Genomic DNA, 26,564 nt, shown 5'->3' with positions numbered 1-26,564 from the left:
GATGGATGTCCTCGAAACATGAGCGTGGCGTGCGCCGCGCGGCGAATCATCCGGCGGCCCGGCGAGCGGGCCGCCGTACAGTGCGTGTTACTTGTTGCCCCAGCAGTTGTCGAGGCCGAAGGTCGTATCCTTGCTTTCGATGCCGGACATCGGCTTGTCGGTGATCAGCGTCACGCCCGTGTCCTGGTAGCCGGAAACCTTCTTGCCGGTCTTCGCGTAATCGACGCCTGCTGTTACGCCGAGCGCGGCCATCTTCAGCGGGTACTGCTGCGAGGTCGCGGCGATAGAACCGGCCTTGACGTTGCGCACGCCTTCACAGCCGCCGTCGATCGAGACGATCATCACGCTTTTGTCCTTGCCCGCTGCTTTCAGCGCGCGATACGCGCCCGCGGCCGCTGGTTCGTTGATCGTGTAGACCACGTTGATATCCGGCGATTTCTGCAAGCAGTTTTCCATCGCCGTCTGGCCTTTCGCCTGATCGCCGCGCGTGTCCTGGCTGCATACGATCGAAGGGTCGCCTTGCTTCACGCCGAAGCCTTCCAGAAAGCCGTTATGACGCAGCACGCCCACCGAAACGCCGGGTGCGAGGTCGAGCGTGGCGATCTTCGCGGGCTTGCCGTTCAACGCCGCCTTCGCGTATTTGCCGATCAGCACGCCGGCTTTGAAATTGTCGGTCGCGAAGAGGGCGTCGGTGGCGTCTTGCGGATCCGTCGGCGTGTCGAGCGCGACCACCATCACGCCGGCGGCGCGCGCTTTCTTGATGCTCGGCACGATCGCCTTCGTATCGCTCGGAGTGATCAGAATCGCTTTCGCGCCGGCCGTCATCATGTTTTCGATTGCCGTCACCTGGCTCGCGTTATCGCCGTCGAATCTGCCGGCTGCGGTAATCAGCTTTGCGCCGTCTTTCGACGCTGCGGCCTCCGCGCCTTGCTTCATCTTCACGAAGAACGGATTGGTGTCGGTCTTGGTGATGAGGCCGACGACCGGCTGGTCGGCTGCCTGACTTGCGCTCGCGCACCAGACCGCCGACGCCGCGACGCACATCGAGACGATCTTCCTTGCGACAGGAAGCCTGCGGGAATTCAGATTCATGGGACGCTCCTCCGGTTATTGGCAATGACGTTCTTGGAACTGCTGGCGGTTGCACATGCGAACGCTGCGCGAGCGCAACCTGGAATGCGGCGCGTCTGATCGGTCGATATAAGCCCGAAAGATCTCGCCTAAATCACTTTGGTTGATTTAGTACAGCAGGCGGAGAGGCGCGCGTCAAGGAATGACGTTGGATTGGGACTGAGCGCGATGCACCTTGTGCAGGCCAGCAAACCCTTACGTGGCGGGCGTTGTGACTGATGGTGCAACGCAGCGTCCCCGCGGACGGATTGGGGAAAGTCCTGGCTTTGATGAAAGCAACCAGAAAGCTGACTCATGCGTTTTGGCGGCATGGTGGACGTCGTAAGCGCACGTCATAAGCGGACGCCTGAACGGCTCGCGTCGCCTGAATTCATGGCCTTGTTTTCGCGGTCAGCAGGAGCGTGGTCTGCCAGTGGACGCACGCACCACGAGTTTCGGCGCCGACGAAACCCGCATCGGCACACTGGCCTCGCCGCGGCCCGTCTGTCCATACGACGATTCGATCAGCTCGCGCAGCAACGAAACCGCGAGCCCGGCGACTTCGACGGTCGGCACGGCCACGGTGGTCAATGCAGGCCGCGACTCGCGCGCGAGCTGGATGTCGGTGATGCCCATCACGGAAAGATCAGCGGGTACGGCTAGGCCCAGGTCGGCAGCGGCATGCATCGCGCCGAGCGCCGGCAGGTCGTTGGTCGCGAAGATCGCAGTCAGTTGCGGATCGGCCTCGAGCAACGCGCGCGCCGCGCTGTAGCCGCCCTGGATCGTATCCGCGGCATGTTTGACGCGGCTTTTGCGCACGCCGGCCGCGCGTAGCGCGTCGACGAACCCTTCATAGCGGGCCGCATGAATGCCGGAAGCCTTGCTGCCGACAATCGCACCTATCCGCCGATGTCCCAATTCGAGCAGATGCTGTCCGGCAAGCTCGCCGGCCAGACGAAAATCCACTGCAACGCAGGGCAGGCCCGGTGGCTCGTTGGGTCGCTCCCACATGCACAAAACCACGGGAGTGCCGCGCGATTCCGTCACGTGAAGGTCCGCGAATTGTAGGTTCGCGTTGGTCACGAGCACGCCCTCGGAAAGCGTGCCGGCTATCTGGTCGAGGTACGCGCGGCCCGTCAGCGGATCTTCGTTAGTATTGCAAATTATTACGAAATGCCCACTCGTGCGCGCCGCGCGTTCGACGGCCAGCGCGAACTCGGGATAGAACGGATTGGCGATGCTCGACACCATCAAAGCGAGCGTCGGGGCGCGGCCTTCGGCTAGCGCGCGAGCGGCGAGGTGCGGCCGGTAGCCGAGCGCGTCGACGGCTTCGAGAACGCGTTGACGCGTGCTCTCGCCGACGCGCCCGCGATTGCGCAGCACATTCGATACGGTGGCGGGCGTGACACCGGCATGACGTGCGACTTCGCTAAGTGTTGGCATGTCTCTTCATTATTTGGGATGGTTGCCCGACATTTGCATCGGCGGGCAAGGCGCGGCACCATCTGTCGCACAGACAAAACGATAGCGGAGACAGGCAAGGCCCGACGATCGCAAGATCGATTTTTTAGGCTTTGCTGATTAAGCGCTTAATCTCCGCCGTCGAGCCGATTAAATCACGGAGTCGAGGCGATGGCGAGCATTTCGTTAAGGGGCGTGCAGAAAGCATATGGCGACGGTGCGCCGGTGATTCGCGACGTCGATCTCGAGATCGGCGAGAACGAGTTCTGCGTCTTTCTTGGCCCCTCGGGCTGCGGCAAGTCCACGTTGCTGCGCATGATCGCAGGGCTCGAAGATCTCACCGACGGCGACCTCTTCATCGGCGGCGAGGTCATGAACGACGTGCCGGCGGCGCAGCGCGGCGTAGCGATGGTGTTTCAAAGCTACGCGCTCTTTCCGCACATGACCGTGTTCGAGAACATGGCGTTCGGGCTGAAGCTCTCCAAAACCCCAAAAGATGAAATCGCCCGCAAGGTGCGTGAAGCCGCGCGAATTCTACAACTGGAGGCGCTGCTCGAGCGCAGGCCGAAAGCATTGTCCGGCGGTCAACGTCAGCGCGTTGCAATTGGCCGCGCGATTGTGCGCCAGCCCGGGGTGTTTCTCTTCGACGAACCACTCTCCAATCTCGACGCAACGCTGCGTGGCCAGACGCGTATCGAAATCGCGCGGCTGCACAAGCAGTTCGCGAAGGCGAGCGTGGTCTATGTGACGCACGATCAGATCGAGGCGATGACCCTCGCGGACAAGATAGTCTTGTTGCATGCCGGGAAAGACACCGAACGTTACGGCAGCATCGCGCAAATCGGCGCGCCGCTGGAGTTGTATCACCGCCCCAGGAGCCGCTTCGTCGCCGGGTTCATCGGTTCACCGCGCATGAACTTTTTGCCGGGACGTATCGCTTCTGTCGACGCGCAAGGCGTTGCCGTGACGCTCGACCATACGCACGAAAACGTCCGCGTGCCGGTGGATGGTGTCGCGCTCGAAATGTCGCAGGCGGTGACGCTCGGCGTGCGTCCTGAACACCTCGAATTCATCGACACGTCATCGTCGCACGGCGACGCCGTTCTTTCGCGCACCGTCTCACTCGTCGAACAATTGGGCGAGCACAGCTATGTGCACCTCGATCAACCCGGCGGCGCCGCGCTGATCGCGAAAGCGCCGGGCGATACGCGACTCGCGCCCGGCGATCGCGCGAACCTGCGCGTACCGCGCCACGCCACCCACTTATTTACCGAAGACGGCTTCGCCGCCCCTTCGCTTGAATCCGTCGAACACTATGCATAAAGGACATTCGGATGCGCCTTGGAGTCTGTTATTACCCGGAACACTGGCCCGAGTCGATGTGGGAAGACGACGCGCGCCGGATGAAAGCGCTCGGTATCGAGCAGGTGCGAATCGCCGAGTTTGCGTGGAGCCGTATCGAGCCGACGCCTGGCGAATACGATTGGGCCTGGCTCGATCGGGCAATCGAAGTGCTCGGCGCCGCAGGCTTGCAAGTCGTGATGTGCACGCCCACCGCCACACCGCCGAAGTGGCTGATCGACCGCCATCCGGATATCTTGCCGATTGGCGCGGATGGCCGGCCGCGCGCGTTCGGCTCGCGCCGTCACTATGACTTTTCGTCGCCGTCGTATTTCGCGGCCTCGCAGAAGATTTGCACTGCAATTGCCAAGCGTTACGGTAAACATCCGGCCGTTGCGTACTGGCAGACCGACAACGAGTTCGGCTGTCATCACACGGTGGTGAGTTATTCGCCCGCAGCAGTGGCGCGTTTTCGCGAGTGGCTGAAGGCACGCTACAAAACGATCGACGAATTAAACCGCGCGTGGGGCACCGTGTTCTGGAGCATGGAGTACCGCAGCTTCGACGAAATCGACGCTCCGGTGGCGACTGTGACTGAGGCGCATCCTTCGCATCGGCTCGATTACCGGCGCTTCGCCTCCGACGAAGTCGCGCGCTATAACCGCATGCAGGTTGAGATCATCCGTGCGCATTCGCCGGGGCGCCCGGTTGCGCATAACTTCATGCAGCTCTTCACCGAGTTCGATCACTACAAGGTTGCTGCCGATCTCGACGTTGCCGCGTGGGACAGTTATCCGCTCGGCGCGCTGGAAGAACAATGGTTTGCGCCCGATGTGAAAGCGCGCTGGCTGCGCAGCGGTCATCCGGATTTCGCGTCGTTCAATCACGACGTGTATCGCGGCATGTCGAAGCTGCCGTTCTGGGTAATGGAGCAACAACCGGGTCCGGTGAACTGGGCGCTGTGGAATCCGGCGCCATTGCCGGGCATGGTACGGCTGTGGAGCTGGGAAGCGTTCGCGCACGGCGCGGGCTGCGTGTCGTATTTCCGCTGGCGTCAGGCACCGTTCGCGCAGGAGCAGATGCACGCGGGCCTGAATACACCGGATAACCGGCTCGACGTCGGCGGTAGCGAGGCCGTGCAAGTGGCCTCGGAAATTCGCACGGTGCTCGCGGCTAATGCGCATGCCGATGCCGCGGTCCGTTCGAAAGTGGCGCTTGTCTACGACTATGAAGCGAAGTGGCTGTTCGAGATTCATCCGCAGGGTGCGGACTTTCACTATCCACGCTTCGCATTCGAGTACTACTCGGCATTACGTGCACTAGGTCTCGATGTCGATGTCGTGCCGGTGGATGCATCGCTCGACGGCTACAGTCTGATCGTCGTGCCGCCGCTGCCGGTCGTGCCGCCGGACCTGCCCGCGCGTCTTGCCAGCTCGGGCGCGCAGGTCGTGCTTGGGCCGCGCACCGGCTCGAAGACTCAGGACTTGCAGATTCCCGCAAACCTGCCGCCGGGTGCGCTTGCCGACGTGTTGCCGCTGCGTGTGTGGCGCGTCGAATCGATGCGGCCGAACGTGACCGAGCCCGTGCGGCTTGCCGGTACGCAAGACGCGAGTGTTGAAGACGGCGCCGCGCGTCACTGGCGCGATTTCATCGAAAGCAATGAAACGAATGCTTTTGACGTACTAGCGCGTTTTGCCGACGGCCACCCCGCGTATGTGCGTAGCGGTGCGTTCCATTACCTCGCCAGCCTGTTCAACGATGCGCTGACGGTCCGGCTCTTCGAGCAGATCGCGCAACGCGCAGGCGTCGAAACGATGCAGCTCGGCGAAAGCGTCCGCATTAGCCGGCGCGGCGCGCTGACCTATGTGTTCAACTACGGCGACACCGCGCACACGGTTAGCGGTGTGGCAGACGACGCATTTGTGATCGGCTCACGTGCGGTCGAGCCACAAGGCGTGGCAGTGTATAGAGCCGGATGACGGGTACAGGTAGCGGGACGATGTGCAAGCCGGAATTCCATGCAGTAACGACAACGACGCAAAATCAAGGAATCAAGGAGACAGGTAGCATGAAAATGAAACCACGCAAGGTTCTGCTAGCACTCGCGGTCGCTGCGGCGGCTCTCGGAACGTCTGTCGTCAGCACCGCGCAGGCCGGAACGCTGACCGCGAACATCGCGTTTAAAGGCGCGAGTCAGCGCGCGGTCTGGCAATCTGTTGTGGATGAATTCAAGAAGACGCATCCCGGCATTGACGTGAAAGTGTCGTTTATCGACGAAGAAGCGTACAAAGTGCAATTGCCCGGCTGGCTCTCCACTGTCGCGCCCGATATCGTCAACTGGCATGACGGCGAGCGCATGGCGTATTACGCGCAGCGCGGCCTTTTTGAAGACCTGAGCGGCGACTGGGCGAAGAACGGCTGGAACGACATGTATGCATCGACGAAGGAAGCGTCGTCGTATAAAGGCAAGCAATATGCGGCGCCTACGGTGTATTACTCTTGGGGCATGTTCTATCGCAAGGATCTGTTCCAGAAGGCCGGCATCTCCGGCGAACCGAAAACGTGGGATCAGTTTCTCGACGACTGCAAGAAGCTGAAGGCCGCCGGCATTACGCCGATTGCCGTAGCGGGCCGCGATGCATGGACGCTCGCCGGCTGGTTCGACTATCTCGATCTTCGGCTGAATGGCAATGCGTTTCATCAGAAGCTGATGGCGGGTGAAATTGCGTACACCGATCCGCGTGTGAAGAAGGTCTATACGACGTGGAAGCAGTTGATCGACGCGGGCTATTTCATCGACAACTCCCTGTCCTACGATCTCGATTCGGTGCAGCCGTTCCTGTTCCAGGGCAAGGCGGCGATGATGCTGATGGGCACCTTCATCACCGCAGGTTTCCCGCCGAATGTGAAGCCGGAAATGAGCTATTTCCAGTTCCCGATTATCGACGCCAACGTGCCGACCGCCGAAGACGGTCCGGTCGAATCGCTGCATATCCCGTCGAAGGCGAAGAACAAGGCGGACGCTCACACGTTCCTCGCGTTTGTCGAGACGCCTGAAATCGGCGCGAAGCTCGCTGCCGGTCTGGGTTCGCTGTCGGCGAACAGCAAGTCGCCCGAGCCGGAAGATCCGATCTCCAGGATCGGCTTCCAGATTCTTGCTAATACGAAAGGCGGCATTGCACAGTTCTACGATCGCGACATGACGAAGGAAATGGCGGATGAAGGCATGAAGGGGATGCAGCAGTTCGTCTCCGATCCGTCGAAGCTCGACAGCGTACTCGCGCAGCTGGAGCAGACGCGCAAGCGCATTTACAAGAAGTAGTGCATGGGACCAGAGTAAGACGCTAAAGCGTCAACTCTGGTCGACCGCTGTGCATGGGACCAGAGTAAGTGCTAAAGCACTAACTCTGGTCGACAGGAGAATGATTTTGTCGCAGTCCGTCACTCGTCACACTGTGGGCGGCCCCGCTGATCCGGGCGGCTCGTCGCTGCCTGCGCCCGGCGGCACAACGCGCGGCCACGCGCCGAACGTGCGGGCGCGCGGGCGCCGTCCTTCGCCTACTGCACGGCGTCAACGACGCGCAGCTTTTCTGTTTCTCGCGCCCGCTTGTGTGATGGTGGCCATTTATGTGATCTGGCCGATTCTGTCGACCATACGCCTGAGCTTCTTCAACTGGGACGGCATGACGGAGCCGACTTTCGTCGGCCTCGCCAATTACACCGAGTTGTTCCACACGCAGACGTTCTATACGGCGCTGAAGAACAACCTTATCTGGCTCTTGCTGTTTCTGCTCGCACCGCCGATGGGACTCGGCGTCGCCTTGTATCTGAATCAGGCAGTGGCCGGCATCCGGATTGTCAAGTCGCTCTTCTTTGCGCCGTTCGTATTGTCCGGCGTGGTGGTCGGGCTGATCTTCTCGTGGTTCTACGATCCGACATTCGGCCTGCTCGCGCTGATCCTCGGCCACGGTGTGCCAGTACTCGGCGATCCGCGCTATGCGACTCCCGGCATCGTGTTCGCCGCACTATGGCCGCAAACGGCCTATTGCATGATCCTTTATCTGACCGGTCTTACTTCGCTGAACGCGGAGCAGATCGAGGCGGCGCGCATGGAAGGCGCGCGCGGCTGGTCAATGCTGTGGCATGTGATCTTGCCGCAATTGCGGCCCACCACCTTTATGGCGATCGTCGTCACGATCATCGGCGCATTGCGTAGTTTCGATCTGATCTCGGTGATGACGGGCGGCGGTCCTTTCGAAAGCTCGACCGTGCTCGCTTATTACATGTACGACCAGGCAATCAAGTACTATCGCATCGGCTATTCGGCGGCGGTGGCTGTCGTGCTGTTCGGCATCATGCTGGTGTACATCGTCTATCACTTGCGGCGGATGCTGCGCGCCGAGCAATAAGGAGCCAACCATGTTTCCAATTCCAATCGACAAGCGGAAACCGGCAACGCGCCGCGTCTACAAACTGACGCTGCCGATCGCATTGCTGATCTGGCTACTACCGATGATCGCAGTGCTCGTCACGTCGATACGCTCGAGTGAAGAACTCAGCGAGGGCAACTACTGGGGATGGCCGAAGCATTTTGCGCTGTTCGAGAATTATCGCGAGGCGCTGACCACTTCGCCGATGTTGCATTACTTCTGGAACAGCGTGCTGATTACCGTGCCCGCGGTGGTCGGTTCCATTGCACTCGCCGCAATGGCCGGCTTTGCACTTGCGATTTACCGTTTTCGGGGTAATTCCTCGGTGTTCGCTACTTTTGTCGCAGGCAACTTCGTGCCTGTGCAGGTATTGATGATCCCGGTACGCGATCTGTCGTTGCAACTCGGCGTGTTCAACACGGTAAGCGCTCTGATCCTTTTTCACGTGTCGTTTCAGACGGGTTTTTGCGCGCTCTTTCTGCGCAACTTCATCAAGCAGTTGCCGTTCGAACTGGTCGAGGCGGCGCGGATCGAAGGTGCGAACGAGTGGACGGTGTTCTTCAGGATCGTGCTTCCGCTGATACGGCCCGCGCTCGCCGCATTGGCGATTCTCGTGTTCACCTTCGTGTGGAACGACTATTTCTGGGCGCTGTGCCTGACGCAAGGCGACGATGCCGCGCCGATCACTGTCGGTGTTGCCGCGTTGAAGGGGCAATGGACGACCGCATGGAACCTCGTGTCCGCCGGCTCGATCCTCGCTGCACTGCCTTCCGTCGCGATGTTCTTCGCGATGCAGAAGCACTTCGTCGCAGGCTTGACATTCGGCGCGACAAAGGGCTAGAGCGGCCACCCGATGACCTTGCAGGCGCGTGCCTGAAGAAATAGAAAATCCAGCGGCGCGTATCGGGCCTGACAGTACGAACGGCAAACGTTTGCGCGATTGGCGTCACGTTTCCCCTCACTAAAGATTGGGATGGGCTTGTCGTTATCTAGTGAAATATGTCAGACCGTCAAACTGACTCGTGCTTGAAGAAGGCACGCGCTGGACCAAAAAGCTCATCGGGGGTACCAATCTTGAACCAACAACGCACGCCATGGACGCGCACGGCGGCTCCGGGGGAAGTCATCTATTCAGAAGGCTTCCTGGGTGACGCAGTCATCTACGTCATTGCAGATGGCAAAGTCGAAATCTCCACCCAGTGCGACGAAAAAAAGGTCATTCTGGCTACGCTCGGCAAAGGCGAATTTTTCGGCGAAGCGGCGTTGTTGCCGCCCGAGCCGCGAGCACACACCGCAAAGGCACTAAGCTTCTGTCAACTCACCGCCATCGCGGGCGGCATTGTCGAAGAAGAACTCGAGCGTGTCTCGCCGCTGCTGCGCCATATCGTGCGCACGATGATCCGTCGCGTCAAAAAGAAGGACGACATTCTCGCGACCAATACACATGCCGATTTCCTACCCGGCGTTCTCTCCTACGCGCACGTTCTTTCCTTGATGGCCGGAGCCGAATCGAGCGACAGATTCGATGGACGCGCGCGCCGTCCTCAAAACGAGGAGATCTCGATTCCGCTTTCGGAAGTCATCAAGAAGTGCAACGCGATTGCAGGCCATTCGCGTCCGCATGTGATGGCAATGCTCAAGCGCATGGAGAAGCTCAATCTCGTGTCCATCGAAGCGGGGCGCTCGGAGCGGCTGAACAATACGTCTGGACGCTATTCGGCGAGTGACGGCGCAACGGGCCGGCAGCTCATCACGTTCGACCCGGTGAAAATCGCCGAGCGCGCGCAGCAGGTGGCGGACCACGATCTCGACGTTTCGATCAGCAGCGAACTCGAACTGATCGAACTCGGCGATCTGGAGGCCCTGATCGGCGTCGACCGGAAAGTGATTCTGAACAAGCTATCTCACGCGGAGATCGCCGAGGACATCTTCGCTTTCCGCAAGACCAAGGTACTCAACTACGTCGAGGAAAAGGGACTCAGTTACTTCTCGCGCCGCAGCGCGCGTGGCGCAGGCGAGTTGAAGTCGCTCGACGATCTGGAGTTTGTCGATCAGCGCACGTTGTTCGAAGCGGTGAGTGCTTTCGATACCTATGACCTCGCGAAACTGCTATCCGCGTCGGCAGGGCAGCCGATCGACGACCGCCTGCAATCCGTGATGACGGAAGCGAGAAAGAAAGAGGTGTCGTGGGTCATGCGTCGAGAGATCAAGATCGACCCGGTCGAGATCATCGAAATCGAGCAGCGGTTTCTCGACACGGTGCGAGCGCTGAAGTCGCACGTGGCGAATACTGCGCCGGCTGAGTCCTGACGCTTGCGGCGCCCGGTCCGCAAGACCGGGCGCAATGTTTCAACGTTTAACTGTAATTCGCAGGCTGCTGCAGCCGGTCGCGAGGACGTATGGATCTTTTGACGATATTTGGCGTAGTGTTCGGCCTGACGGCGATCGTCGCGGGCTTCTCGCTCGAGGGCGGAAACTTCACATCTCTCTTTCAACTGGAGGCGTTTGTCATCGTGCTTGGCGGCACCTTCGGGGCCGTGATGATCCAGAACACGTGGGCGCGGTTCTATGACGGCGTGAAGCAATTGCGCTTTGCTTTTGTCAAGGCACGGCAAGTGGATCGCGAGAGCCTCTCCGTTCTGCTCGAATGGGGCGATCAGGCGAAACTCAACGGCATGCTGGTGTTCGAGTCGATCGACGCGAACGGGATTAGCCCATTTGCCAAGCGAGGTCTCGAGTTGCTGGCAAACGGCGTGTCGACCGCAGTGCTCGAAGATGCGTTGCAACGCGAGGTCGATGCCTATGAGCGCAATCACACGGCGGCCGCGCGAATCTGGCAGCAGGCGGGCGGTTATGCGCCGACCTTCGGCATTCTCGGCGCGGTGCTGGGCCTCATTCAGGTGACGGGGCATATGCTGGAACCGTCGCAACTGGGGCAGGGCATTGCGGTCGCGTTCGTTGCAACGCTGTATGGCTTGGCCTTGGCCAACCTCGTGTTTCTGCCGCTATATGGAAAGATCCGCGCGCAGGTGGACAGCGAATTGCGCTTCAGGCGTTTGTACCTCGACGGCCTGCTCGCCATCTCGCGAAAGGAATCGCCGCACACCATCGAAACGCGCCTGGCGGGCGACGTGCGCGAACGATCCGCCGAACTGCTCGGCTAGTGGCTCGGCAATGCTCGAGCATCAATTCATGGCGGACTCACGTGTATGAGCACATCCACTGGCAGCAAGCGTCTCCCGACGAACAAGACAGGGCATCACGACGGTCACGATAGCGGCGAGCAGTCGGACCGCTGGCTGCTTTCATACGCCGATCTGATCACCACGCTCATGGTGCTCTTTCTTGCGCTGTATGTTTTGCAACTCGCTAAAAACAGCGAGCTGCAAATAAAAGCGCTGCAGCATCACCCGGTGAAGGAGGCTGTCGACGTGCAGCCGCCCGTTACCGCAACGGATGCAAAAGAAGCTGCAAAGAAGCAACTTCTGTCATTGCTTGAGCCTTTGCAGGACAACCGCCAGATCACGATTTCGCACACGCCTCAAGGCGTCGAAATTGCGATTAACGCGAAAGTACTGTTCAACTCCGGCGATGCCCGCCTTTTACCCGAATCGTTCGCTGTGCTGGACCGGATCGCCACGGTACTGCGCGAGCGTGCAAGAAACAACGTTCTGGTTGAAGGGCACACGGACAGTTTGCCGATATCGACGGCGAAATACGAATCCAATTGGGAACTGTCTTCTGCTCGTGCGGGGGCTGTCGTGCGCTTCTTCGCCGACAAGGGCATTGAAGCGCACCGTATGGCCGCAATTGGCCGCGCCGACAATTTTCCGCTGGTTATCGGCAACGACGCGGCGGCCAATGCTGCGAATCGCCGCGTGACGATACTCGTCGAATATTGAACGTCACGGGTCGAGTGCAAGGTACTGATGTAGGGACTGAATCGCGGCCGCGCCTTCCCCCACGGCCGCCGCGACTCTCTTCACCGAACCGCTGCGCACGTCGCCCACTGCGAAAATGCCGGGCCTGCTGGTTTCGAGGAAATGCGCGGGGCGTTCCGACGTCCACTTGTGAGCGACATCGGGACCGGTCAGCACAAAGCCATTCTTGTCCAGTTCGACGCAGTCGCCAAGCCAGCCGGTGCTTGGCTGCGCGCCGAGAAACAGGAACACGTGCCGGATAGCCTTTTCCTCGATTCGCCCCTGCTGGTTCCACTGAATGGACTCGAGATGTTCTTCACCATTTAGCGCGACGATCTGCGTCCGCACGTGAACCGTGATGTTCGGCGCCGCTTCGATCCGCCGGATCAGGTAGTTGCACATGCTCGCGTTGAGTCCTTCGCCGCGAATCACGATATGCACGTGGCGGGCGAATCCGGAGAGAAAGACCGCTGCCTGTCCTGCCGAATTGCCTCCGCCCACAATCACGAGTTCTTCATTCCCGCAAAACGCGGCTTCCATAAACGTCGCGCTGTAATAGACGCCGCGACCCTGGAAATCCTCGAGGCGTGCAAGCTCCGGCTTGCGATAACGCGCGCCGGTCGCGATCACAACGGCGCGGGCATAAACATGCTCGTCGTAATTCAGGCGAATATGAAACGGCTGTCCTTTGTCGCACTCGATACCGAGTGCCTCGATCGGCACGCCGACTTCCGCACCGAACTTCCGGCATTGCGACAGGCCGCGCCCCGCAAGTGCCTGACCGGAGATGCCGGTCGGAAAGCCGAAGTAATTCTCGATCTTCGAGCTGGTGCCCGCCTGGCCACCGGGCGCCTTGGTGTCTAGAACCGCAACCCGCAGTCCTTCCGATGCCGCATACACGGCCGCCGCAAGACCGGCGGGTCCCGCGCCGACCACCACCACGTCGAATCGCTCGCCATTCAATCCGTCGGGGCTCAGGCCAATCGCGTCCGCAACGGCGCGATTCGTCGGTCGCTTCAGGACGGTGCCCTGCAACGTGACGAGTACCGGCAGATCTTCGTCGGTCGCGCCATAGCGCTCGAGCAATACTCTGGCCTCTTCATGCTCGGCAATGTCGAAGTATGCCGACGGTTGCGCGTTGCGGCTCAGGAAGTGCCGCAATACGAGTGTCGGGAAAGAGCCGGAACTGCCGATCACGACCACGCCGCCGTTTTGATCCTGAATGTACGCGACGCGGCGCAGGATATAGGCGCGCATGATCGTCTCGCTCAGTTCCGCTTCGGCAACCACGAGTGCGCGCAGCGACTCCTCGTCGATCACGATGACCTCGCAATCGCTCGTTGCGCGTGCAGACGCCACCGCACCGCGCCCCGCAAGCGTGCCGACTTCGCCGGTAAAGCTGCCGGGCCCGTGAGTACCGAGAACATGCAGGTTCTCGCCGCTGCCGCGCGTCGCTTCGATGGTGCCTGACACAATCGCAAACATCGGAATGTGGCGATCACCTTCGGTGAACAATACCTCGCCGGCGGTAAGCTTGCGCCGCTCGCCGTATCGTTCCAGTACCGCAAACTGCGCGTCGTTCAGCCTGGGAAAGATCTGGTGGTGACGGCTGCCGCCTGCCAGCAGATCTTCACGCTTACCAGAGGTTTTGTCGCTCATGAGGTGTCCGATTAGAAAGACGCACGGTGCAGCACGTCGCTACGCTGCCGGATTGGCAGGAGGCTGCGAATAATCGGCAGCACGGAAATGGCGGTGGACAGCCGTTTCGGCTGAATTGTGCGCCAGAGTCGGTCCGCCAGTAAAGCGCGGCCTCAGGCCGGACAGGGCAAGGCCGCACATGCAGCAGGGGTGCCGTTGCGGCGCCGCGCGGGGCCGGCCGCATTTCAAGTTCACGCATCTTTTGCCGTTAATAACCAAAGAGCAACAGACAACGAACGGGTTCGAAAAGCATGCGCGATTTCACAGTGAAAAACAGCTTACTCGCAGTACTGGTCCTGTTTGCCGCGATGATCACGTTTGGCGGCGTGGTTGGTGTCTTCGCGCTTGGCCGCTCGAACGAGAAACGCGCAGCGGCTTCAGGAGATTGCCACTCAGGAGATACTCGCCAACGACGGCTATAAAGACAGCACTCGTACCCGGGCAGCCCTTACTCGCGCTTACGCGGCGCTGAAGGAGCGCGACGATCTCGCCACTCGCGATTCGGCGGTCGCTAGCGCGCAGCGAACCTTCGATCGCGCTGACGTCGAAACGCGTGCTTTCGCGTCGGCGCCCAGATTCGTGGGACAGGCGGGCATCGAGCAGGTCGGCAAAGCCGTGAGCCAGATGGATCAGGTGACGCAACAGAATGCAACCCTCGTCGAAGAGGCTGCGGCCGCCGCGAACGCTCTCGAGCATCAGGCTCAGTCGATGACGGATGCCGTGTCGGCATTCCGCCTTCGACCGGGAGACCGGCGCGTTGAGCACGCTGGGGCAATATCCGGTGGGTAAGGGCGCCAACTGGATCGAGATCGTGCAGTTTGACGGTTCGAACGCCGAGTAGATATTACGGCGAGCTGTGACCGCTCGCATCCGCCGCTGCAAAACCACGTCGGCGGCTGCGCAGGCCGCGCCATAGTTCTTCGAAATACGGCAGCAGTTCGAAAACCAGAATCAGCGCGAACAGCGTGACGATATAGGCGATCGACAACGGCTGCGTTTTCGCAGTCAGCTCGAAAAACGGGCGGGCTCGCCGCCCAAACGCTGGCATGCGCCTTATTCGATCCCTTCGTGTTTCAACGCGAGTTGTACCGCGGGCCGCGTCCGCATGCGTTGTGCGAAGTCCGCGAGTTTTTGCGGCACCTCGATGTTCACTTTTTTGGCCCATAGAAGCATTGTGAACAGGTACGCGTCCGCCACGCTCGCATCTGCACCGAACAGATAGTCGCCCTTCAGCATGGTAGAAACGAGCTGGAAACGCTGGCCCAGTTTCTCTCTCGCGGCGCTCGCTTCTTCATCCGACGCGGGTTTGAATACGCGGCCGAATTGCTTGTGCAATTCCGTTGAAATAAAGGCCAGCATCTCCACCAGACGTGTCGCGCCTAACTCGCCCGACGGTGACAGTGACGGCTTGCGTTGCGCGACCCATGAGAGGATTGCGACGTTTTCTGTAAGACGTTGACCGTCGTCGAATTCGACTGTCGGCACATAGCTCTTCGGGTTGATTTCATTGAAATCTTGACCCGTCTCAGTCGTTTTCGTTTTGAGGTCGACGCGCACGCGGTCGAAATCCATACCTGCTTCGTGCATGGCAATGTGATCGGCCAGACTGCACGCGCCTGGTGAGTAATAGAGCTTCACGACGCGGCCCTCCTTCTAAGAGTAGTTGACGATTTCTTTCGGGCAGCATTCGGCATGCCTTCCGAAATGACACTTTCAATTCTTAGCGCACAGCGGGTCGGCTATGCGATTTACCGCCCGCACGTAATGAATCCCCAGCGCCGCACGCTTACTCGTCGTGGTGACCCGGCAGCACTGCGCCAAGCACCTGCTTGGCGGTCTGCACGATTACGTTGCCTTCGTCCGGATCGCCCTTTAGCAAAGTCGATGCAAATGCCTTGGCCTGTGCCAGCGTGATATGCGGCGGCAACGGCGCAATGTTCGGGTCGGCCTTCACCTCGATCACGACGGGACGATCAGCGGCAAGCGCTATGTCCCAGGCGGCGCCCATCTGCTCCGCGTCGTCGACATAAATGCCTTTCAGGCCGATCAATTCCGCGAACTTGTGATATGGCACGGAAGGAATGTCCTGTGAAGCCTCGAATTTCGGGTCGCCTTCCATCACGCGCTGTTCCCACGTGACCTGGTTCAGGTCCTGATTGTTCAGCACCATGCAGATCCAGCGCGGATCGGCCCAGCCTTTCCAGTACTTCGATACGGTGATGAGTTCGGCCATGTTGTTCATTTGCATCGCGCCGTCGCCGACCAATGCGATCACGGGGCGCTCGGGATAAGCGAATTTCGCGGCAATCGCATAGGGCACGGCCGCGCCCATCGACGCAAGTCCTCCGGACAGCGAGCACATCATGCCGCGCTGCACTTTGAGATCACGTGCATACCAGTTCGCGCAGGAGCCCGAATCGCTAGTCACAATGGCATTCGACGGAACGCGTGGCGACAGTTCCCATACGGTGCGTTGCGGATTGACTGCGTCCTTGCCTGGCTCGTGCGCGCGCTTGTCGAGCGTCTTCCACCAGTCGGCAGTCCAGCCTTCGATCGTTTTGCGCCATGCGCGGTCCTGCTTGTGTTCGAGCAACGGGAGCAGCTCGCGCAGCGTTTCCACGCTATCGCCGACAAGATTCACTTCCATCGGATAACGCAGACTCAGCATGTCGGCCTTCAGGTCGATCTGTACACCGCGCGCCGCGCCTTCCTTCGGCAGAAACTCCGAGTATGGAAAGCCCGAGCCGATCATCAGCAACGTATCGCACTCGGTCATGAGGTCGTAGCTCGGCTTGGTGCCGAGCAGACCGATCGATCCGGTGACCCACGGCAGATCGTCGGGCAGCGCGGCTTTGCCGAGCAGCGCCTTCGCGACGCCCGCACCGAGCTTTTCAGCGACGGCGATGACTTCATCGGTTGCGTGCAATGCGCCGGCGCCGACGAGTATCGCGACTTTCTTGCCGGCGTTGAGTACGTCCGCGGCCTGTTGAAGATCTTCCGCCTGTGGAACGAGACGCGGCGCGCGATAGCCGACGCCCGAATGCAACGTGCCATGCTTGCGCGCGGGCGGCTCGTAAGGCAAGTCCTGCAAGTCGTTGGGCAGTACGAGCGCGGTCACCATGCGCTCGGAAAGTGCGGTACGTATCGCGCGATCCACGAGATGGCGCACTTGCGCGGGCACCGAGGCCTGCTGGACGAACGCCCCTGCGACATCCTTGAACAGCGAGACGAGATCAACCTCCTGCTGATAATGACCGCCGAGTGCTGAACGTGCCTGCTGGCCCGTTATCGCCAGCACGGGCATGTGGTCCATCCGGGCGTCGTAGAGTCCCGTGACGAGGTGCGATGCGCCGGGCCCGGACGTCGCGATGCAAACTCCGAGTTCACCGGTGAATTTCGCATGGGCCGATGCCATGAAGGCCGCCATTTCCTCATGACGAACCTGAATGAATTCGATCGGTTCCGGTTGATCCGTGTTCTTGCGATGCTTTTTGGCTTCCGTTTGTGCGCGATTCAACGCACCGAATACGCCATTGATGCCGTCGCCAGGGTAGCCAAAAATCCGGCGCACACCCCACGCCTGCAGTCGCTCGATAATAAAGTCGCCGACGGTGATGGACATGGACAGCTCCTCGCAAAAGTAATCCTGACGTAGATCCAGACAGGGTTGCAAAGCGCGTTCCGCGTTCTTTCATGCAGAAAGAATTAACGGTGCCGTCCGGATGAAGTGGGCTCGCTTTTTGCTGCATCGCTGGGCAAAAATGCGATGCGCGCGCGGTGCAAAGGGGTTCGCCATGAATAAAGTTGTCGTCGTGACCGGAGCGGGTGCGGGAGTTGGGCGCGCGGCTGCGGAGGAATTTGCGCGGCATGGCTACGATGTCGCATTGCTTTCGCGCGACACGGCGCGGCTCGCGCGCGCCGCCGACGAGATCCAGCGCGCATATGGTGTCCGCGCACTAGCCATTCCGACCGATGTCGCCGATGCGGAGCGTGTAGAAGAAGCCGCCACGCGCACGGAAGCGGAACTTGGCCCTATCGACGTATGGGTCAATGTCGCAATGGCCACCGTCTTCGCGCCGGTGTCGAAGCTCACCGCGCAGGAATTCGAGCGGGGTACCAAGGTGACCTATCTCGGCCAGGTGCATGGCACGATGGCCGCGCTATCGCGGATGCGTATGCGCAATCGCGGCACGATTGTCAACGTGGGTTCCGCGCTGGGGTATCGCTCGGTGCCGCTACAGTCGATCTATTGTGGAGCAAAGTTCGCGGTCCGCGGCTTCACCGACGCGCTGCGTTCCGAGATCATTCACGACCGGCTCAATGTGCATTTGACCATGGTCGATCTACCGGCTCTGAATACGCCGCAGTTCGACTGGGCGCTCAACAAGATGGGTAGGAAAGCAAAACCCGTCGCGCCGATTTTCCAACCGGAAGTGGCTGCACGGGCTATCTATTTCGCCGCAACGCATAAACGGCGCGAGGTATGGGTCGGCTTTCCGACGGCCAAAGCGATTCTTGCAAACCGCATCGCGCCGGGATTGCTCGACAGATATCTGGCAAAGGCGGGCTACGAGGGACAACTCACCGATGAACCGCTCAGCCCCGACGCGCCCAGCAATCTCTTCGATCCAGTGTCCGGCGACTATGGCGCCCACGGACGCTTTGACAGCGAGTCGAAACCGGCGAGCCTGGAAATGTTAGCGGTTCGGCACCGCGGCGTTTTATGCGCTTTGGCCGGTATCGGGATCGCAGGCGGCATCGGTCTGCTGATCAGAAAGACCCGCGGCGCATAGCGCGCAATTGCGCCGCGGTCCTCCTTGCCGCGCTGGGAGGCGAGAGTAGCCGGGATCGGTAACAATACGCCTGTTACCCCATCGCCCCTAGGAAAGCCATGTCCCAACCGCTCACAATTGATTTCGTCTCCGATATCGCATGCCCCTGGTGCGCCATCGGCCTTTCCTCGCTGCAACTCGCGTTGGCGCGCCTGGGAGACGCCGTTGATGCACGGATCGTCGTGCATCCGTTCGAACTGAATCCGCAGATGAGTCCCGAGGGCGAGGCGATCGTCGACTATCTGGGCAAGAAGTATGGGCACACACCCGAGCAGATTGCGCAGACGCAAGCAATGATTCGCGAGCGCGGCGCAAGCGTCGGTTTTAACTTCGGGCCGCGCACGCATGTCTACAACACTTTCGATGCACACCGCCTGCTGCATTGGGCCGGTCTTGAAGGCAAGCAGTTGCCGCTCAAACTTGAATTGCTGCGCGCCTATCATTCCGAGGGCCGCGACCCGAGCAATCATGACGTGCTCGTCGCAGCAGCCCAGACGGTGGGACTGGACGCCAACGCGGCGCGCAACGTGTTGCAAAACGGCGACTACGCCGACGAGGTCCGCGCTGAAGAACAGGAATTCCAATCGCATGGCATCCAGTCGGTACCTGCGATCATCTTCAATCGCCGCTACCTGGTGAGCGGCGGCCAACCTGTCGAGACGTTCGAGCAGGTTATCCAGCAGATTCTCGCCGAGGCGTAATCCGGCACTCTCGAATTGAAACGTCCGCGCGCAATCATGCACGCTGTGACGCAAACGAAGTACCGCTGGAGGCAATCGTCGATGATCACGAAACGGATCGGTGCCGCGTTGTTCGGCTTCGCGCTGATGGCGCTCGCCTGCGTGTGTCATGCGCAATACACGACCGACTGGCTCGCCAATACTTATGGCACGCTCGCGGCGCACGTCGGCAACGGCGCGCGCTCGATGTGGGTTGCGCCTGAGGGCGTGATTTATACGTCGTCGTTGTGGGACGAGAACGAGGGCGGTGTGGCGATTTACCAGAATGGCCAGAGCATCGGCTCGATCGGCACTCACGCGGACTTTCAGGGCAGCGCGATAACAGGCAATGCGACATCGATCTTTACCGCGTTGCAGTACAACAGGTCGTTCGGCAGCGGCTCGGTGGGGCGCTATAACCGTGCGACGAAAGCGCTCGAGCTTCGTATTCCCGTCAGCGTGTGGACCGGCATACCTCACGCCGATGTCATCACCGGGCTCGCCACTGCAGGCACGCTGCTTTATGTCAGCGACTTTTACGGTAACCGTGTCCGCGTCTACACGACCGACGGCGTCTGGCAGCAGGACATTAGCGTATCTGGTCCGGGCGCGCTCGCGCTCGATAGTGCGGGCAATTTGTGGGTCGCGCGAAAAAGTGCGGGCGTCGTAGCCGAATTCAGCGCGGGCGGTGCGCCCTTGAACACGATCCAGATGCCCGCTGCATCGCGGCCGTCGGCGCTCTACTTCGATTTGTCGACGGGACAACTCATGATCGGCGACGAAGGGCCCGACATGAACATCAAGATCTACAACGTGGCGGGCACGCCCACATTGGCCGGCACGTTCGGCATTCAGGGCGGCTATCTGGACACGACGACGGGAATCAAAGGACAGGTTGGCGACAAGCGCTTCACTCGTGTGGCGGGCATTGGCAAAGACGCGGCAGGCAATCTGTATGTGCTGAACAATCCGTGGGGCGGCGGCTGGGATCTCGGCCGCAACGGCCCAACGGATCTGCATGCATACGACAGCGCCGGCAATCTGAAATGGAAATTACAGGCACTGAACTTCGAAGCAGTCGCGGCGCCCGATCCCACGACAGACGGCGCCGCGTTTTACAGCGGCGCGCACATTTATACGGGCAGCGCGGGCGGCGCCTTCGTTGCGAACACCGTCGATCCGTTCACGTATCCGTCGGACCCGCGACTGAATATAAACGACACGCAACGCGGGCAGCACTTCGGTCAACTCGTCAGCGTGGGCGGAAACCGAATACTCGTCGCGTCGGGTCAGAATCCCGATACCTTCAACTTCTATCATTTCAACGCGGCGAGCGGCTACATTGCGATACCGGACGGATCGCTTCCGGGGACCGCGTTCAACACCACGGTGAAGGTGACGGGGGGCTTTTGCATCGATAGCCGTGGCGATGTGTGGGCGGGTCTCGACAGGACCAATCATATCTATCACTACCCGCTCACAGGTTTCGACGGAAACGGCAAACCGTTGTGGGGACCGGCAATCACGATCTCCATTCCGCTGAGTATCCGGCCGTTGACGCGCATCATCTATCTGCCGGAGAGCGACACGATGATTCTTGCGCAAGGTGTTGCGGGCAGTTGGGACTGGACAGCGATTCAATCGCGCATCGAGGTTTATCACGGCTGGAGTGCGGGCAATACCACGCGGCCACAGCCGGTGATTAAACTCACAGGCGCCAATCCGAAGTCGATTACGGCAGCGGGCAATTATCTTTTCGTCGGGTACGTGCATACGGTGCCGAACATCGACGCGTTCAATCTCACCACGGGCCAACTCGACACTACGTTAATCAACAACAGTCCCGGTACGGTGGATGTCGGCAACGATGTCGATTCGATGTACGGTCTTCGCGCGTTCGTGCGGGCGAGCGGTTAGTACGTGATCACAAAAGACAACTACAACGGGTCGAGCATTATTGTTTACCGCTGGACGCCGTGAGCGGGCGCGCCGTTGCAATAGGGCTATCGGATAAGATACGGCCCTCGTGGCAATTTCCTGCTTAAAAGGAGTGGTTTCAGTGATTCAGCCGAGTAACGTGTTCAAGGAGAACCTTGCGCAAATGCCCGCGATCGAAGGTATCGCGCGCATCGATTTGATCGACGCGCAAGGCACGGTGGTGGCAAGTATCGAGAACAAGCCGGGCAAGCAGGGCTCGCTCGCGGTGTACAACTATTTGCAGCAGACATTCGGCACGCTCGACGCCAAAGCGGCCGAGCATGGTCTCGCGGTATTCGGCGAACATACCGCCGACGCGCGCAAGCGGCCCGGCGCTCATCCGAATGTCGATCATCTTCTCGCGATTGCAGCGGGAGCGCCGGCTTTGCGCATCGACGTTATTCAGGCTGGCTGAACCCGCTTACGGTGCGCTTGAAAACCTTTTCAGGCGCACAGTCTTACCGTTCCGCCGACTCATATGGTGTAACTCGCTCGCGCCTCGACGCACGGCCGAATAGTGCGAGATCGCCTAGCCACACCACGATCAGCGTGGCGCCCATCAACGGAAAGACCATGCCGAGCATGACGAGGCCGGTTTTCCAGCCGCGCATCGGCGGTGCGGCTCTTTCTCGCGAAGGCGCTCCGAGCGAGCGCTGCGGCCTGCGCTTCCACCACATTACACAGCCGGTCACGGCCATCATCGCAAGACCGAGCGAGATCGTCGCGCACAAGATCTGGTTGGCAACGCCGAAATAGCGGCCCATATGCAATGACGTGCCGTAGGAAACCGCTTTCGATACCGCGCCGTAATCCGCATAGCGAATGTCCTTGAGCACCGTGCCGCTGTACTGGTCGATATAGATGGTGCGTTCCTGTTGCGGATCGGCTGGGAAGTACGACACGGTGTACACGCCCGTTGCCGAGGTGGGCAACGCGATGTTGTAGCCGCTCGTCACGCCGAGCGCCGCCGCTTGCGAGACGATGCGCCCGAGCGGCAGCGGGGGCGCTGTCTTTTCATCGGCGGAAGCGGGCACCGGTACATTGCCGACCGCCCACGGCGTTTGCGGCAGCGGCAAGTCGTCCATTACCATGCCGGGCATCGAGTCATGCTGCGCGGCCTGTGCGTCGTGCCCGGCGTGTGTTGCGTGAGCTTGTGTTTCCGTTGCGTTCGCCGTTGCCTCGCCGCGCGCCGCGACGGGCAGCACGGAGCGCAACGGCAAGCCGCCCCAGGTGCCGGGCGGCGCGCCGAGATTGGCGGCGCTCGCGAGTGCCTTGAACTGCTTGCCCCATGAACCGGACCACGGAAGTCCCGTCAACACGAATGCGAGCGCGCCGAGTGCGAGCCAGATGCCCATAACCGCGTGAACGCTTTTCCACAGCGGGCGGCCTTTCAGCGTGAGGCGCGGAACCAGCGCATCGCGTGCCCGGGTCGCTCTACGTGGCCACCACAGCGCAACGCCAGTGCCGATCATCACGAGTGTCCAGCATGCGGCGAGTTCCATCAGCAACTCGCCCGGCTTGCCCAGCAACAGCTTGCGATGGAGCATGCGGTCGATCTGCATGAAGCGATGCTCGACGCTCAGCCTGCCGAGTACTTCTGCGTTATACGGATTCAGATAGACGCTCTGCTTTTCTCCATCCGCGAGACGGAAGATGAATTCCATGCTGCGCTCAGGTGTGTCCGGGATAACGGTGGTCACGGCGGCGGCATCGGTCGGCATCGCAGCCCGCGCTCGCGCAAGCAGCACGTCGGCTGGCATACGCGGCGCGGTTTGAGATTCGACGACAAGAAGCTGCGGATAAAGCAGCGGTTCAATCTGGGGTTGAAAGCAGTACAGCGTGCCTGTTATTGCTAGTACGACGAGGAACGGCATCACGAACAGTCCGGCATAGAAATGCCATCGCCACAGCGTGCGATAGCGGTTACCGTTGGTCGTCCGACCCGATGCGGCGTCATGTTGAACGGTGGTGGACATGGAATCCTCCTGAAGCAAAAATGATCTGGTTCTTCCGGCTTTGCACGGCGCCACGCGTCACATGCGCAGCTTCGCTTCCACGTAGAAGGTGCGGCCCGGATAGGGGTGATAGACGAAATAGCGCGCATCGAAAATGTTATCTACGCCAATGCCCACTTCGCTGAGCCTCGTGGGCTTGAACGTGAACTTCGCGTCCGCCACGGTGTATGAACTCGTGCCGCCGAATACGTCCGGGTTCGTGTCGGTGTTAGTGAGCGTGTTGTATTGGCGGCCTGAATAGCGTGCGGCAAGCGTCAGTGCCGCACGCTCGTCGAAGCGATAGGTCGCTGCAATGTTCGCGCGCCACAGTGGAATGCGATAAAAGTACTTGCCGACGCTCACGGGGTTTTGCGCATTGGCAATGATCTTCGACTGCGTATACGCGACGCTCGCAAGCAGATCCAGTCCACGCATGAATACGTTCTCGCCCACATAACTTGTTTCGATACCTCGCGAACGCACCTTGCCGATGTTCTGGAAGTTCGTCACGCTTGGAATCACGGTCGTGTCCGTCTGGCTGAAGATCGTGTTCTTCACGTCGTCCTGAAACAGCGAGAAGCGGAAGATGCCATTCCAGTGCGCCCATTCGGCTGTCAGTTCTTTCGCGAGATCGTCTTCCGGTTGCAGATTCGGATTGTTATTGACGATTGACGAGCCATTGATTTGCCCCTGGAACAATTCGCTGACAGTCGGGAAGCGATAAGCGCGGCCAATCGAAGCGCGCAACGTCAGGTCGTCGCTCACGTCGAACGAAAGCGAAGCCTTTGGCGAAAAGTGGCGCTGATTCGCGTCGCTCAGCGCAATCGCGGTACCGGGCAGGGCCTGCGATCCGTCGTACGCATGCCAGTCTTCGTAACGCACGCCGTACACGAATTTCCAGCGCGGCAGGAAGCGCCATGCATCTTGCGCGTAGAGCGCCTGAGTTTGCGTCTTGCCGGCGAATGAATTGGCAAACGTACCGGCTGAGCCATCGCGCCAGTTGAGCGTTGAATAGCTTTCGTTGTCGAGAAAGTAATTGTCGAAGTGATAGCCGAAGCTCAGCGCGTGATTGGCCAGCCCCGCCTGCGTCGACGCCGGTGTATAGGTGGTTCGCAGATCGAGCGTTTTCCAGCCGGTGCCGTCGCCGAAAGTGATGGTGCCCGCGCCATTGCCGGGCGCTCCGGAATTTGCGAGACGCGCGACGCTATCGCCCACGTCGTAATACGATGCGATCGCCTCGCCATTCCAGCCCGTCGCATTGCGCGTTTTCAGCGACACGCCGTACAGCCAGTTCTCGCTATGTCCGAGGCTCGGGGCGAACGCGGCTGCTGGAACGGTGTACTCGTATCCGTCAATGGCGACCTTTCCGCTGTACACCGGGTTGCCGTTTGCGTCGCGCAGAAAGCTCGACGTCTGGCTGTTATACGTTTGATGCCAATAGCCCAGCGTGAAACCGCCTTGCAGTGTCGGCGTGAAGTCATACTGCATCTTCAGCTTGAACTGGTCTTGCACCGTGTGTTCAATGCCTTCGCCGTTGATGCCCAGTATGGCCGTCGGCGTATTGGTCTGGTTGTTGTAGAAGTAGGCGCCCGTCACGGGCGTGTCGCCGGCTCGCGCAGGCGTGCTCGACTTGGCGAGCGTTGCGAATTGCAGCGGCTGGCTCGTGTTCTCGAGATGGTTCACGCCTAACGAATATGAGAACTTGCCGATCCGGTCGCCTAGCGAAGCACTCGCTTCACTGCCGTTGAAGTTGCGGTTCACGCCGTACAGATTGAAATGCTGAGTGAAGGCTTTCACGTCGGCTTCGGCTTCGAATTTCTTCGGCGTGCGCGTGCTGATCAGCACGGTTGCGCCGAGCGAATTTCCCGGATATAGCGCGGAATAGGGGCCGTAAATCACGTCGACTTGCTGGATCTCGTAGGGAGATACCATCGACCAGCGTGGCGGAAAAGAATAGCTGTTGCCGAGCAGATTGCTGAGCAGCAGGCCGTCCGCATAGACGAGACCGCGCGCGCTCTGTGTGTTGCTGGTGCCGCGCACCGCGATGATCGAATTCAGATCGCCGATAAAACGCTTGCGGACCGCGAGGTTCGGCATGTACTTCAACACGTCTTCGGTGTTGACGACATTCCAATTGGAGAATTGATCGCGCGTAACGGTTTCGACCGTGGCGGGCAGATCTGGGTCGACCGCACGCGTCGCGGCGCTCTCGTAGGCGGCGTTATTCGCACTCACGCTCACAGTGGGCAGCGTGGTATCGGCGCTGACTGTCTCGGCGCGAGCAGGCGACGCTGACAACGCCGCGAACCCTGCCAAGCCCGTCAAAGTAGCCGGGAACAATGCGTGCAAATACGACGGAAATGAAGCGCGATGCAATCGCGCGAATGTAAAACCGCGATAGGCGCGGACAGCGCGAGCGCCGGCGCCGCGCTCGAAGCGCACGCGAGCGGACAGCCTTCGCAATGCGAAGATGAACATGACAGTTTCCTTGATCCATTGAACGGACGATCGCGCGCACCGTCGACGGATGCGACGTATGCGGTCACGCGACCAGGAACAACGACAATCAGGAAACGACGGGCGGCGCTCTGGGGCGTCCGGAAGGAAACGCGCCGAGTGGTGTGAAGCGGGTGGAGAGAGTAGGCGGTGCACTGCCCGCAACCACGACGGCTAGGGGCGCATGCGTTGCGGCAACCGTAGGCATTGCCACGTGATGTTGCAGGAGATGGCAGTACCCGCAAGCGCCGAATGCGTCGTCGTGGCTGAGATGGACCGCCATTGCATCGGCATGGCCTGCTTGAACCGCCGCGCCGGGCTGGACCGTTTGCAGCGCCGAGCATAACGCGGCGATCGGCTCGTGCGCGCGGTTGGACGCCAGCACCTGACTCACGACGGGCGCGAACACGACGAGCCACATGGCGACGAGGCCAAGCAAGGCTGTCAGGCGGTTGCGGGAACGTGGAGTCATGGCGATGAGCAAGGAAACGCGGGCGATTCTAGCATTGCGCGCCGCTTTTTTCTGCGTGATCCCGCTATAGCAGCGGATTAACGGTGTAAAACCGCTCATTTCGGGCCGTTACAA

20 protein-coding genes and 2 pseudogenes are annotated in these 26,564 nt (G+C 60.4%); 13 read left to right on the top strand and 9 right to left on the bottom strand.

From position 1 onward, the window contains the following. Positions 1–87: 87 nt before the first annotated feature. A complete protein-coding gene (locus RW095_RS10940) occupies positions 88–1,092 on the bottom strand; it encodes a sugar ABC transporter substrate-binding protein (protein WP_317019032.1) in 1,005 nt (334 codons plus the stop codon). 429 nt (positions 1,093–1,521) lie between these two features. Further along, positions 1,522–2,553 (bottom strand): LacI family DNA-binding transcriptional regulator, encoded by a 1,032-nt coding sequence (locus tag RW095_RS10935; protein ID WP_317019030.1) that lies wholly within the window; start codon positions 2,551–2,553, stop codon positions 1,522–1,524. Between the two features lie 189 nt (positions 2,554–2,742). On the opposite strand from RW095_RS10935, the gene RW095_RS10930 reads away from it, so the two are divergent. The 8 genes from RW095_RS10930 to RW095_RS10895 all read left to right on the top strand — a co-directional run bounded on the left by RW095_RS10930 (position 2,743) and on the right by RW095_RS10895 (position 12,244). Then, the gene (locus RW095_RS10930; RefSeq protein WP_317019029.1) at positions 2,743–3,894 is read left to right on the top strand and encodes an ABC transporter ATP-binding protein; all 1,152 of its coding nucleotides are present in this window, start codon (positions 2,743–2,745) and stop codon (positions 3,892–3,894) included. Between the two features lie 11 nt (positions 3,895–3,905). Continuing rightward, positions 3,906–5,891 (top strand): beta-galactosidase, encoded by a 1,986-nt coding sequence (locus tag RW095_RS10925; RefSeq protein ID WP_317019027.1) that lies wholly within the window; start codon positions 3,906–3,908, stop codon positions 5,889–5,891. Positions 5,892–5,980: 89 nt separating this feature from the next. Continuing rightward, the gene (locus RW095_RS10920; protein WP_394365120.1) at positions 5,981–7,234 is read left to right on the top strand and encodes an ABC transporter substrate-binding protein; all 1,254 of its coding nucleotides are present in this window, start codon (positions 5,981–5,983) and stop codon (positions 7,232–7,234) included. Positions 7,235–7,334: 100 nt separating this feature from the next. Beyond that, complete coding sequence (locus RW095_RS10915; protein WP_317019026.1) at positions 7,335–8,321, top strand: carbohydrate ABC transporter permease; 987 nt, start codon at positions 7,335–7,337, stop codon at positions 8,319–8,321. A 10-nt stretch (positions 8,322–8,331) separates the two neighbouring features. Next, on the top strand, positions 8,332–9,183 hold the full coding sequence (locus RW095_RS10910; RefSeq protein WP_317019024.1) for a carbohydrate ABC transporter permease: 852 nt from the start codon (positions 8,332–8,334) through the stop codon (positions 9,181–9,183). Positions 9,184–9,416: 233 nt separating this feature from the next. Continuing rightward, a complete protein-coding gene (locus RW095_RS10905; protein WP_317019022.1) occupies positions 9,417–10,652 on the top strand; it encodes a Crp/Fnr family transcriptional regulator in 1,236 nt (411 codons plus the stop codon). Between the two features lie 89 nt (positions 10,653–10,741). Then, positions 10,742–11,506 (top strand): flagellar motor protein, encoded by a 765-nt coding sequence (locus RW095_RS10900; protein ID WP_128586254.1) that lies wholly within the window; start codon positions 10,742–10,744, stop codon positions 11,504–11,506. Positions 11,507–11,551: 45 nt separating this feature from the next. Further along, positions 11,552–12,244 (top strand): OmpA family protein, encoded by a 693-nt coding sequence (locus RW095_RS10895; protein ID WP_317019020.1) that lies wholly within the window; start codon positions 11,552–11,554, stop codon positions 12,242–12,244. Positions 12,245–12,247: 3 nt separating this feature from the next. Here RW095_RS10895 and RW095_RS10890 read toward each other — a convergent pair whose 3' ends face one another. Then, positions 12,248–13,921, bottom strand: a complete 1,674-nt coding sequence (locus RW095_RS10890; RefSeq protein ID WP_317019019.1) for an FAD-dependent oxidoreductase — start codon at positions 13,919–13,921, stop codon at positions 12,248–12,250. A 290-nt stretch (positions 13,922–14,211) separates the two neighbouring features. Here RW095_RS10890 and RW095_RS10885 point away from each other — a divergent pair. Then, positions 14,212–14,548 (top strand): annotated as a pseudogene (locus RW095_RS10885) (Tar ligand binding domain-containing protein); the annotation flags it as partial. Between the two features lie 256 nt (positions 14,549–14,804). Here the strand turns inward: RW095_RS10885 and RW095_RS10880 are convergent. The 3 genes from RW095_RS10880 to RW095_RS10870 form a co-directional block, all read right to left on the bottom strand. After that, complete coding sequence (locus RW095_RS10880) at positions 14,805–15,008, bottom strand: hypothetical protein (RefSeq protein WP_317019017.1); 204 nt, start codon at positions 15,006–15,008, stop codon at positions 14,805–14,807. A gap of 5 nt (positions 15,009–15,013) precedes the next feature. Continuing rightward, positions 15,014–15,598: a glutathione binding-like protein gene (locus tag RW095_RS10875; protein ID WP_317019016.1), complete on the bottom strand. Its 585-nt coding sequence runs from the start codon at positions 15,596–15,598 to the stop codon at positions 15,014–15,016. Between the two features lie 148 nt (positions 15,599–15,746). Next, positions 15,747–17,582 carry a thiamine pyrophosphate-requiring protein gene (locus RW095_RS10870; protein WP_317019014.1) on the bottom strand — a complete coding sequence of 612 codons (1,836 nt, stop codon included), beginning with the start codon at positions 17,580–17,582 and terminating at the stop codon, positions 15,747–15,749. Between the two features lie 172 nt (positions 17,583–17,754). Between RW095_RS10870 and RW095_RS10865 the strand changes: the two genes are divergently transcribed. The 4 genes and pseudogenes from RW095_RS10865 (at position 17,755) to RW095_RS10850 (ending at position 21,903) form a co-directional block, all read left to right on the top strand. After that, the gene (locus RW095_RS10865) at positions 17,755–18,753 is read left to right on the top strand and encodes an SDR family oxidoreductase (RefSeq protein WP_317019013.1); all 999 of its coding nucleotides are present in this window, start codon (positions 17,755–17,757) and stop codon (positions 18,751–18,753) included. A 98-nt stretch (positions 18,754–18,851) separates the two neighbouring features. After that, on the top strand, positions 18,852–19,493 hold the full coding sequence (locus tag RW095_RS10860; RefSeq protein WP_317019012.1) for a DsbA family oxidoreductase: 642 nt from the start codon (positions 18,852–18,854) through the stop codon (positions 19,491–19,493). An 81-nt stretch (positions 19,494–19,574) separates the two neighbouring features. Then, positions 19,575–21,491: pseudogene (locus RW095_RS10855) on the top strand (SMP-30/gluconolactonase/LRE family protein). A 79-nt stretch (positions 21,492–21,570) separates the two neighbouring features. Continuing rightward, positions 21,571–21,903: a DUF2322 family protein gene (locus tag RW095_RS10850; RefSeq protein WP_317019010.1), complete on the top strand. Its 333-nt coding sequence runs from the start codon at positions 21,571–21,573 to the stop codon at positions 21,901–21,903. Positions 21,904–21,946: 43 nt separating this feature from the next. Here RW095_RS10850 and RW095_RS10845 read toward each other — a convergent pair whose 3' ends face one another. From RW095_RS10845 to RW095_RS10835, 3 genes are all read right to left on the bottom strand, one after another. Next, entirely contained in the window at positions 21,947–23,464 is a 1,518-nt protein-coding gene (locus RW095_RS10845; protein ID WP_317019009.1) for a PepSY-associated TM helix domain-containing protein, read from the bottom strand. 57 nt (positions 23,465–23,521) lie between these two features. Further along, on the bottom strand, positions 23,522–25,960 hold the full coding sequence (locus RW095_RS10840) for a TonB-dependent receptor (RefSeq protein WP_317019008.1): 2,439 nt from the start codon (positions 25,958–25,960) through the stop codon (positions 23,522–23,524). An 88-nt stretch (positions 25,961–26,048) separates the two neighbouring features. Beyond that, positions 26,049–26,450 carry a DUF2946 domain-containing protein gene (locus RW095_RS10835; protein ID WP_317019007.1) on the bottom strand — a complete coding sequence of 134 codons (402 nt, stop codon included), beginning with the start codon at positions 26,448–26,450 and terminating at the stop codon, positions 26,049–26,051. Between the last annotated feature and the right edge of the window lie 114 nt (positions 26,451–26,564).

Source organism: Paraburkholderia kirstenboschensis, assembly GCF_032806925.1.
GTDB lineage: Bacteria > Pseudomonadota > Gammaproteobacteria > Burkholderiales > Burkholderiaceae > Paraburkholderia > Paraburkholderia kirstenboschensis.
Note: the sequence above shows the minus strand (reverse complement) of the source record. Positions and strands in the feature narration are given on the sequence as shown.

What these genes read in the sequence shown, in the direction of transcription:
- RW095_RS10940 (WP_317019032.1), bottom strand. Translation starts at nt 1,092, where the DNA reads ATGAATCTGAATTCCCGCAGGCTTCCTGTCGCAAGGAAGATCGTCTCG.
- RW095_RS10935 (WP_317019030.1), bottom strand. Translation starts at nt 2,553, where the DNA reads ATGCCAACACTTAGCGAAGTCGCACGTCATGCCGGTGTCACGCCCGCC.
- RW095_RS10930 (WP_317019029.1), top strand. Translation starts at nt 2,743, where the DNA reads ATGGCGAGCATTTCGTTAAGGGGCGTGCAGAAAGCATATGGCGACGGT.
- RW095_RS10925 (WP_317019027.1), top strand. Translation starts at nt 3,906, where the DNA reads ATGCGCCTTGGAGTCTGTTATTACCCGGAACACTGGCCCGAGTCGATG.
- RW095_RS10920 (WP_394365120.1), top strand. Translation starts at nt 5,981, where the DNA reads ATGAAAATGAAACCACGCAAGGTTCTGCTAGCACTCGCGGTCGCTGCG.
- RW095_RS10915 (WP_317019026.1), top strand. Translation starts at nt 7,335, where the DNA reads ATGATTTTGTCGCAGTCCGTCACTCGTCACACTGTGGGCGGCCCCGCT.
- RW095_RS10910 (WP_317019024.1), top strand. Translation starts at nt 8,332, where the DNA reads ATGTTTCCAATTCCAATCGACAAGCGGAAACCGGCAACGCGCCGCGTC.
- RW095_RS10900 (WP_128586254.1), top strand. Translation starts at nt 10,742, where the DNA reads ATGGATCTTTTGACGATATTTGGCGTAGTGTTCGGCCTGACGGCGATC.
- RW095_RS10895 (WP_317019020.1), top strand. Translation starts at nt 11,552, where the DNA reads ATGAGCACATCCACTGGCAGCAAGCGTCTCCCGACGAACAAGACAGGG.
- RW095_RS10890 (WP_317019019.1), bottom strand. Translation starts at nt 13,921, where the DNA reads ATGAGCGACAAAACCTCTGGTAAGCGTGAAGATCTGCTGGCAGGCGGC.
- RW095_RS10880 (WP_317019017.1), bottom strand. Translation starts at nt 15,008, where the DNA reads ATGCCAGCGTTTGGGCGGCGAGCCCGCCCGTTTTTCGAGCTGACTGCG.
- RW095_RS10870 (WP_317019014.1), bottom strand. Translation starts at nt 17,582, where the DNA reads ATGTCCATCACCGTCGGCGACTTTATTATCGAGCGACTGCAGGCGTGG.
- RW095_RS10865 (WP_317019013.1), top strand. Translation starts at nt 17,755, where the DNA reads ATGAATAAAGTTGTCGTCGTGACCGGAGCGGGTGCGGGAGTTGGGCGC.
- RW095_RS10860 (WP_317019012.1), top strand. Translation starts at nt 18,852, where the DNA reads ATGTCCCAACCGCTCACAATTGATTTCGTCTCCGATATCGCATGCCCC.
- RW095_RS10845 (WP_317019009.1), bottom strand. Translation starts at nt 23,464, where the DNA reads ATGTCCACCACCGTTCAACATGACGCCGCATCGGGTCGGACGACCAAC.
- RW095_RS10840 (WP_317019008.1), bottom strand. Translation starts at nt 25,960, where the DNA reads ATGTTCATCTTCGCATTGCGAAGGCTGTCCGCTCGCGTGCGCTTCGAG.
- RW095_RS10835 (WP_317019007.1), bottom strand. Translation starts at nt 26,450, where the DNA reads ATGACTCCACGTTCCCGCAACCGCCTGACAGCCTTGCTTGGCCTCGTC.